Origin of the sequence: uncultured Brachyspira sp. (assembly GCF_944390845.1) — a bacterium.
GTDB lineage: Bacteria > Spirochaetota > Brachyspiria > Brachyspirales > Brachyspiraceae > Brachyspira > Brachyspira pulli.
Window position 1 is genome coordinate 1 of sequence record NZ_CALXRM010000111.1, and the last position, 8,100, is coordinate 8,100.

5 protein-coding genes, 1 other RNA gene and 1 pseudogene are annotated in these 8,100 nt (G+C 26.5%); 3 read left to right on the forward strand and 4 right to left on the reverse strand.

The genetic code is table 11. The features are described from left to right. Positions 1–707: 707 nt before the first annotated feature. From Q0K52_RS14215 to Q0K52_RS14225, 3 genes are all read right to left on the reverse strand, one after another. On the reverse strand, positions 708–2,144 hold the full coding sequence (locus tag Q0K52_RS14215) for a hypothetical protein (RefSeq protein ID WP_297300542.1): 1,437 nt from the start codon (positions 2,142–2,144) through the stop codon (positions 708–710). A 2-nt stretch (positions 2,145–2,146) separates the two neighbouring features. Continuing rightward, positions 2,147–3,910 carry a phosphoenolpyruvate--protein phosphotransferase gene (gene ptsP / locus Q0K52_RS14220; protein WP_297300543.1) on the reverse strand — a complete coding sequence of 588 codons (1,764 nt, stop codon included), beginning with the start codon at positions 3,908–3,910 and terminating at the stop codon, positions 2,147–2,149. Between the two features lie 372 nt (positions 3,911–4,282). Next, the gene (locus tag Q0K52_RS14225) at positions 4,283–4,999 is read right to left on the reverse strand and encodes a 5'-methylthioadenosine/adenosylhomocysteine nucleosidase (RefSeq protein WP_297300544.1); all 717 of its coding nucleotides are present in this window, start codon (positions 4,997–4,999) and stop codon (positions 4,283–4,285) included. A gap of 326 nt (positions 5,000–5,325) precedes the next feature. Between Q0K52_RS14225 and Q0K52_RS14770 the strand changes: the two are divergent. After that, positions 5,326–5,457, forward strand: a pseudogene (locus tag Q0K52_RS14770) (transposase); the annotation flags it as partial. Between the two features lie 373 nt (positions 5,458–5,830). Next, positions 5,831–6,778 (forward strand): alpha/beta hydrolase, encoded by a 948-nt coding sequence (locus Q0K52_RS14230; RefSeq protein ID WP_297300545.1) that lies wholly within the window; start codon positions 5,831–5,833, stop codon positions 6,776–6,778. 396 nt (positions 6,779–7,174) lie between these two features. On the opposite strand, the gene rnpB is transcribed toward Q0K52_RS14230, so the two are convergent. Then, positions 7,175–7,515: RNase P RNA component class A (rnpB, locus tag Q0K52_RS14235), an RNA gene on the reverse strand. Positions 7,516–7,845: 330 nt separating this feature from the next. Here rnpB and Q0K52_RS14240 point away from each other — a divergent pair. Continuing rightward, positions 7,846–8,046 (forward strand): hypothetical protein, encoded by a 201-nt coding sequence (locus Q0K52_RS14240; protein WP_297300546.1) that lies wholly within the window; start codon positions 7,846–7,848, stop codon positions 8,044–8,046. Positions 8,047–8,100 lie beyond the last annotated feature (54 nt).

The following is an 8,100-nucleotide window of genomic DNA, read 5'->3' on the forward strand; positions in this document are numbered from 1 at the left end:
CTAGATTTAGACTAAAAATGCAGTTTTTTTGGTTCTTTTATACCAATACCGAAAGGTACCTACTCGGTAAAAGAACTATGGTCTGGGGCAAAGCCCCAGATATAAAAACAAAAATATAAATTTATTTTTGACAAAATATAGTTGTTTAGGTATATATATAAACAATTATATTTTGTCAATTTTATTGTTTGTGGCGGCTTTGCCCACTGCGAAGCTCTGCGTGATTACGCAAGACCCTACTTCTTTTGCGACCGAAGGAAGTCCTTTAGGGCGACAGAAGTAAGTCCTTTGGCGTGACACAAAGAAGCAGTCACAGCCCGCCTTCGGTTAAGGGCTATATTTTAGTTTAAATTAATAATCTATCTTATATGTCATACTATTTTAGTATGATTTAGTACTAGTTTTATACTTGCACTTTCGCGAAGCGTATCCGAGCTTGTCGAGGATATAGCAACTTTGACGAAGTCCGCAGAGCGTATGCGGCGGGAAAAATAACAATAAAAAAATGACAAACTTAAAAATTTTCAGTATGTTAATTATAATTTTTTAATTTTACTAATATTTAAATTATTTATATGTATTTTTAATTAATCATAAAATTATAAAAATTTTAATTATGAACGGCTTTAAAATAGTTTAGTCTATTTAATAAATATAAAATTTATCAAATAGACTAAAATATAAATTGGATTTAATAATGTATTCTATTAATCTACGCTGTATTCTGTTTCACTATCTCCGCTTATAACGAATCTATAAGGGTTTGTAGGCATTATTTTTATTAAGTAATTATATAATAATGTTGAGCTTTGTAATACATTATTATTAGTATTGTAATAAAAATATTTTGGATAATCTAATACATATTTATAATAAGGATTATCCTTAGAGCTTACAAGTTCGCCGATTTTATTATTAACTTTCCATAAGAAATATACGGATTTATCTGTAAAATAATTTGTTTGAGGATTATTCAATATATAAGAGAAGAAATCAGAAGCTTTTAGATAATCATAATTTTTATATGAATTCATGGCTGATTTATAATTATCAAATACATCTTCTATATTTTGTACATTATTAGTCATATATCTTAAATAGCTCCAGCCAACTATAGGACCATAATATGTATCATATCTTACTAAAGCCCAATCCTCTCTTTCTCTTTCTTTAGCATTATATACATTTGTTTTGTTTAATACTGTTACAAAATCATAATTATATAATTTATAAAGTTCTTTTTCTCTGCCGGGAGTTACAGCAGGTATTCTGTCTCTTATTATGACGCCGTTCCCTATTACATAATATTCTTCTTCATAAATAGCTTTTATACCTTTTATTCTTTCTTTAACCGCTTTTATAGTATCATCATAATTTTTTTTCTCACTAGAAGTTAGAGTGAATTGTAAAACATCTGGGAAATATGATTTATTATTTAATAAACTTTCCTGTAATACGCTTGTTCTGTATCTGTCAGAGAATCTTCTTAAATAAGTTATATTAGTTATGAATTTAGCTTTGTCATCTTCAGTTTCTATATTGCTGAATCTATGCCTTATACTAAAATAATATGCAAAGTCTTTTAATGGAAAAGCACTTTCTTCATCTTGAAGTATTCTGTCAAAAGTATATCCATTGAAAGAATATTTGCCGTCTTTTACTATAATACCTAATTGACTGTATATATTTTTTAAAGAATTTTCTAAATTTCCAACAGTTTCATCATCATTATTTTCTTCACCTTCAACTATACCTTCAGACAATAATTGTGTATAAAATTCTTCTATGTATGAAGGTTCATTTTCTACCATATATATTAAAGCCTGACCAAGCAAATAAGATGCTTCACTTTCATAATAACTTGAAGGGTAGGTGAATAAGAATCTAGCTAAAGTTTCAAATCCTTCTTTATAGTTTGATGATAATATTTGATTTCTTCCTTTTATGAATGCTGTTAATTCATTATATGGAGATTGAGTATTTTCTTGTTCATCTTTAGGAAGTGTTTTAAGAAAATTTCCTAAAGGCCCATAATCTTCTGTATCTTCTATCGTCTTTAATTTCTGATATTCATTTATAGAGTTTGCTACCTTACATGATTGGAATAAGATAACAGACATCAATATTATTAAAATTTTCTTCATTATTAATTTATACCTCTGTATTTTTTTACATTTGCTTTAGTTAAGAAGCTTTTTAAAATAGATTTGGAATGATTATTATCACATTTTTCAAGCATTTCATTAACCAGCTTTTCACAATCTTTTATACTAATGGTTCTTATGAGGTTTTTTACTTTTGCTATGGAAGTAACAGACATAGAAAGTTCTCTTATACCAAGTCCCAATAGTACAGGAGTATATAATATAACTCCTCCCATCTCACCGCATAATGTTACAGGTTTATTGTTTTGATTTGCTGTTTCTATTATCCTTTTTAACATTCTTAAAACCGATATATCGATAGGATTGTACAAATAAGTTAATTTTTCATTTGTTCTGTCACAAGCCATCATATACTGTACTAAGTCATTAGAACCTATAGATATAAAATCAGCTTCTTTTACAATCAAATCTATTATTGTAGCAGCAGAAGGAGTTTCTATTAAAGCACCTATTTTTATATTGTCGTTAAATTCTTGATTTTCTTTTCTCAATTCTTCTTTAACGTCACTAATAAATTTTTTAGTTTCAACAAATTCGTCTAAAGTGCTTATCATAGGAATCATTATTTCTATATTTCCATAATGTGAAGCTCTAAGTAATGCTTTTATTTGATCTTTGAATAATTGTCTATTGGATAAACAAAATCTTATAGCTCGCCAGCCTAAGAAAGGGTTATCTTCTTTAAAATCGAAACCTAAAGCAGGAGAAATTTTATCTCCTCCAATATCTAAAGTTCTTATTATTATTTTTCCTTTCATTTTAGAAGCTATACTTTTGTACACTTTAAATTGATATTCTTCACTTGGAAGAACTGTGGCAATATCTTCACCAGAAAATATGTATAAAAATTCTGTTCTGTATAAACCTATAGAATCTATACCATGTTTTAACAAACTTTCTGTTTCTTCAGGTATATCTATATTAGCATTTATTTTTATTTCAACATTATCTGTAGTTATAGCAGCTTCTTTAGCATCAATTATAGACTGTTCTTTATGCTGTTTGATATCTTCAGTTAATTTAGTATAATTTTTAATATCTTTTTCACTTGGATTCATTATTACTATACTGCTTCTGCAATCTACAATAATTTTTCTTCCATTTTTGATTTTGCTTGATATATCTGTAATATTGAATATCGTTGTAATTCCAAATGCTTTAGCCAATATAGCAGCATGAGAAGTATATCCTCCGCTTTCTATTATGAATCCAGCAACTCCTATGGCATTAAATTTCAATACATCACTAGGAGTTAGCGTTTTTGCTATTACTATACAGTTTTCCGGTACTTGAGAATAATCTCCAGAATTTGGCTGTATTAGATTTCTTATTAATCTTGATTTTATATCTACAATATCGCTGCTTCTTTCGGATAGCATTTTATTGTTTATAGATGACAATTTTTTTAAGTATCCTGATATTATAGTATCATATATATGCTCTATATTAAAAAGTTTTTCTTTTACTTCTTCTTTTACCTGTCTTGTTATAACTCTATCCTGAAGCATTAATATATGAGTAGATAAAATATTTTTTATATTATTATTTACATGTTTTTGAAGTTCTTCTATTTCTTCTATTGATTTTTTTATGGCTTCATCAAATCTTTTATATTCTTCTTCTACGTCACTTTCTTCTATTTTATATATAGGTGTACTTAGTGATGGTGTATAAAGAAATGAGTTTCCTATAGCAACATAGTCTCCCACTCCGTTACCATTTAATATCGTTCTTTTATCAGGCATAGACACTCCGATATTATGTTAATTGATACTAACATTATATTATATATGTATATTTTTTCAATAGTAAATTATTTGTAAACAGTATTATTTTTTACAATAGTATTATCTTAATATTTATGTATTATTTGATTTAATTTATGTATTTTGATATGGAATTAAAGTATATATGAATTTTGTTATTCAATATTTTTATTGATTGTTTTAATTATTGTTATGCTCGCCTACGCCCCAAGGCTTAACTTAATAAATTAAGTTAAGGGCTTCGGTTTTTTATTATTGCTAGCGATAAACTCGCTAAAAAATAGCTGATAACTTCCTTATGTCAGTTATCAACTGCTCGTTTATCGCTTTAAAATTATTTTTATATTTTATTTACTTCATGTTTTCAAGCATTTCTACTACTATTTTCATTGAGTTTTGGGCAGATTTTACTACGAATTTTGGGAAATCTACTACTGCATCGCTGTCTGCTTTATCAGATAATGAACGTATAACTACAAAAGGTACTTTATACATCAAAGCAGTATGAGCAACAGCAGCTCCTTCCATCTCTATAGCACCAGCTTTAAATTTCTTATGTATTTGTTTAACTTTTTCATTATTGCCTACAAATTGATCGCCTGTAGCTATTGTATCAATATAAACTTTATTGTCAGTTATAACTTTTTGTGCTGATTCTTTAGCTAATTCTATTAATGATTTATCAGCAGGATAATAGTTCTTATCATAACCTTTAACTAATACAGTAAGTTCATCTCCATCTAAATCGCTAGTATCAAAATCATGTTCAATTAAATCTTTTGATATAACTATATCAGATATATCATAATCAGGATTTCCAGAACCAGCAACGCCAGTAAATATAATTTTTTCTACATTAAATCTTTCTATAGCTATAGTAGTAGCAATTGCAGCATTAACTTTACCTATACCAGATTTTAAAAGCACTACATTTTTACCGCATAATGTACCTTTATAATAAGTAATATTAGCTATTTCAATTTCTTCTATATTTTCTATCATACCTTTAAAATTAGTAATTTCAGAATCCATAGCACCGATTATTGCAATTCTTTTTACATCAGACATAAAATAAATCTCCTTAAAATAATATAAAAATAACGAATGATATTATTATACATTAAAAATATCTTTTTATAAACTTATTATTTCATTTTTTATTATAAATATAATACTTAATTAGTTTATACCTAAACAAATATAGTTTCTAAATTTTGACCAATTTATTAATATAATGATAAGTTATAAATAGTAAAGTATTACTAATTATTTATAAAATAAGTTTTAAATGTATGATAATACCTGTATTTTAGTCAAAAAATGCAGTCTTTCCGCATAGTGAGGCATTAACACCGAGCAGATGCCTTGCCTACAGTATACAGAGCAACGAAATACATAACTGTGACCAAAAAAAATTTTATGACTTTTGTAATCAGGAATTAACTTTAGAGAAAGCTAATCTGAAATTAAGAAAATATAACAATTTTTGGGACTATAAACGCATACATTCTGATGCAAAATTATAGCACACCGCTTGTTTACTTTAATAAATTAAGGAATACTTAAATGCAATATATCAGACTACCATACATTTTATTTAGAGCACATTTATCTTTTATAATACAGCAATTTTGGAAATTATATACAAACTACACCATAATATATAATTAAAAAATTTTTTATTTTAGTTATTGACATTTTTTTTAAATAGGTAAAAATTAAACTTATTTAATATAGTTGGAAATAGCGGGAATTTAAACCTAGTATATATATCTTCAAAAAAAATTTGAGCAGGGACACACAAAAGAGGAAAGATGTAACTAGGAATATAGACATTAACTGCCTTATAGGTGAAAGACATATATAAATCCCGCAATTTTGTACTAAATGGAAATATTTATGAAAAACTACAAAGACTTTTATGAAGAGTATATAAAAGTAAACGGAATAGAGCATTATCTTATTCATTATTATAGAAAGTCTGATAAGACTATAATATTTCTGCATGGAGGTCCTGCACAATCTGAGGCTCATTTTTTATATATAACAGAAAATTATAAAAGCTGCTATAATTTGATTTATTATGACCAAAGAGGAGCAGGTAGAACTCAAATAAAAAATAATACTAAAACAGAAGATATTACCATTGAAAATCTAATAGAAGACTTAAAATGCATAATAGATTATGTCAGAATAAAATACAAAAGTGATAATATAATTTTGCTTGGACATTCTTGGGGGACTGTTTTGGGTATTGAGTTTATAAAAAAGTATCATAATTATGTCTCAGCTTATATAGGAATGGGGCAAGTTGTTAACTTTCTTAAAGGAGAAAAGACAGCATTTACTCATTGTTTTGAAATAGTAAAAAACTCAAAGTCGAAAAAATACATAAAAAAAATGGAAGAGATGAGAGACTATCCTTTTAATATAGATAAAGATAATATTTGGAAAGCTGTAATGAAATTTAGAATTATACAAGTAAAATACGGATTGGCAGGCTATCATGAAGGAACTCTAAAGCTTATGAATATTATAAGAAAGAGTCCTATATTTTCTTTGAAGGATCTTTTTGCATATATTTCAGTTTTGAAAGTTAATAAAAATCTTTTGGATTATCTTATAGATTTTGATATAAGTTCTTATAAGAGTTTTAAAATACCTATATTTTTTATATGCGGTTCTCATGATTGGCAGGTTCCAACTATAGAAGTAAAAAAATATTTTGAAACGATAATATCTCCAGAAAAAAATATATTTATAGTTGAAAATGCGGGGCATCTGCTTAATATAGAAAATGTTCAAGATTATAATATTATACTAAACGACGTAGCAGACAGAGTATAAATATAAATAGCTGTAATAAATCTAAAAAACAAAATATAATAATGAATATAATAAACAGATACATGAACATAATTGTATTAGTTTGTAATTATCTATAATTTAAGATAAAAAGTATTACATATTTTTTATTTTATATAATCTGCTCTCACCTAAGTTATTTATTACGAATGTACGATGCTTCATTTTGTCAGTTAAAATATTGGTTTTAATTATGTTTGAAATGGAAAAGAGAAGAGGTGAACATTACAGATAGTATTTTGATTTTTCATTAGAAAAAGTGTAGAAACTTGAAGTAAGACATGAGAATAATAAAATAATAATAGATAAGAAATATTAATATATAATCTACTTGTTTAGGATAATATTTTATATGTGTAAGATATTTTTTTATTATAAAAAGTAAGCGGAGCTATAAGCCGTATTCTGTCATTTAAGGTAAACATTTATCTTGATATTATATTGCTATAATATTCCAGCGAGCTACCTGAAACTTAGGAAAAGGGCAATCCGTTTCTGTTTGCTCTTGCCTCTCATGGGGTTTACATTGCCATTCATGTCGCCACGAATGCGGTATGCTCTTACCATGCCTTTTCACCCTTACCAAATTGGCGGTATATTTTCTGCTGCACTTTCCATAGACTTTCGTCTTCAAGCCGTTAGCTTGCATGAAGCCCTTTAGAGGTACGGACTTTCCTCAGTATTAGTTACTTAAATACCGCGTTTACCCACTCCGCATAGTCAATTACTCTATTATAAAACTTATAAAATGTCAATCATTAATTTTTATTTAATTAACAAATTCAATACCGCACGGTAAGTGAAATAACAAATATAAATAAGTTGTAATACACAATATTATTAATATTAAAAATTCTTTCTTAATCGTGCGTTTAGTTAATTATAAATCTAATCAAAACTTGGGCGGGCATGCTTTTTTATTTGAAGTATTAAGAAAATAAAGATTAAAATTTAAAATAAAATAATAGAGATATAGGGCGGGGTATGTAAATAATTTTTTTAATATTAAATTAATTGATTTTTTTATTTTTGTTTATTATACTCAATATATGAATAAAGAAATTATTGAAAACACATTATTAACTTTAATAAATGAATTCAAAAAAGATGAAGAAGAAAAATATAACGCTGTAAGCAATACTATATATTCTATTCATAAATCATTTTTAGATGAAGAAGAATTAAAAACAAATAGATTAAATGAAATCTTCTCTAAAATTAAAATAATAGGGGCTGTCCTAGATAACTAAAAAAGCTCCTTTTGTGCTAAATTATATATAATTTCTAATTGTTTTTCAACTTTT

What these genes read in the sequence shown, in the direction of transcription:
- ptsP (WP_297300543.1), bottom strand. Translation starts at nt 3,910, where the DNA reads ATGCCTGATAAAAGAACGATATTAAATGGTAACGGAGTGGGAGACTAT.
- Q0K52_RS14225 (WP_297300544.1), bottom strand. Translation starts at nt 4,999, where the DNA reads ATGTCTGATGTAAAAAGAATTGCAATAATCGGTGCTATGGATTCTGAA.
- Q0K52_RS14230 (WP_297300545.1), top strand. Translation starts at nt 5,831, where the DNA reads ATGAAAAACTACAAAGACTTTTATGAAGAGTATATAAAAGTAAACGGA.
- Q0K52_RS14240 (WP_297300546.1), top strand. Translation starts at nt 7,846, where the DNA reads ATGAATAAAGAAATTATTGAAAACACATTATTAACTTTAATAAATGAA.
- Q0K52_RS14215 (WP_297300542.1), bottom strand. Translation starts at nt 2,144, where the DNA reads ATGAAGAAAATTTTAATAATATTGATGTCTGTTATCTTATTCCAATCA.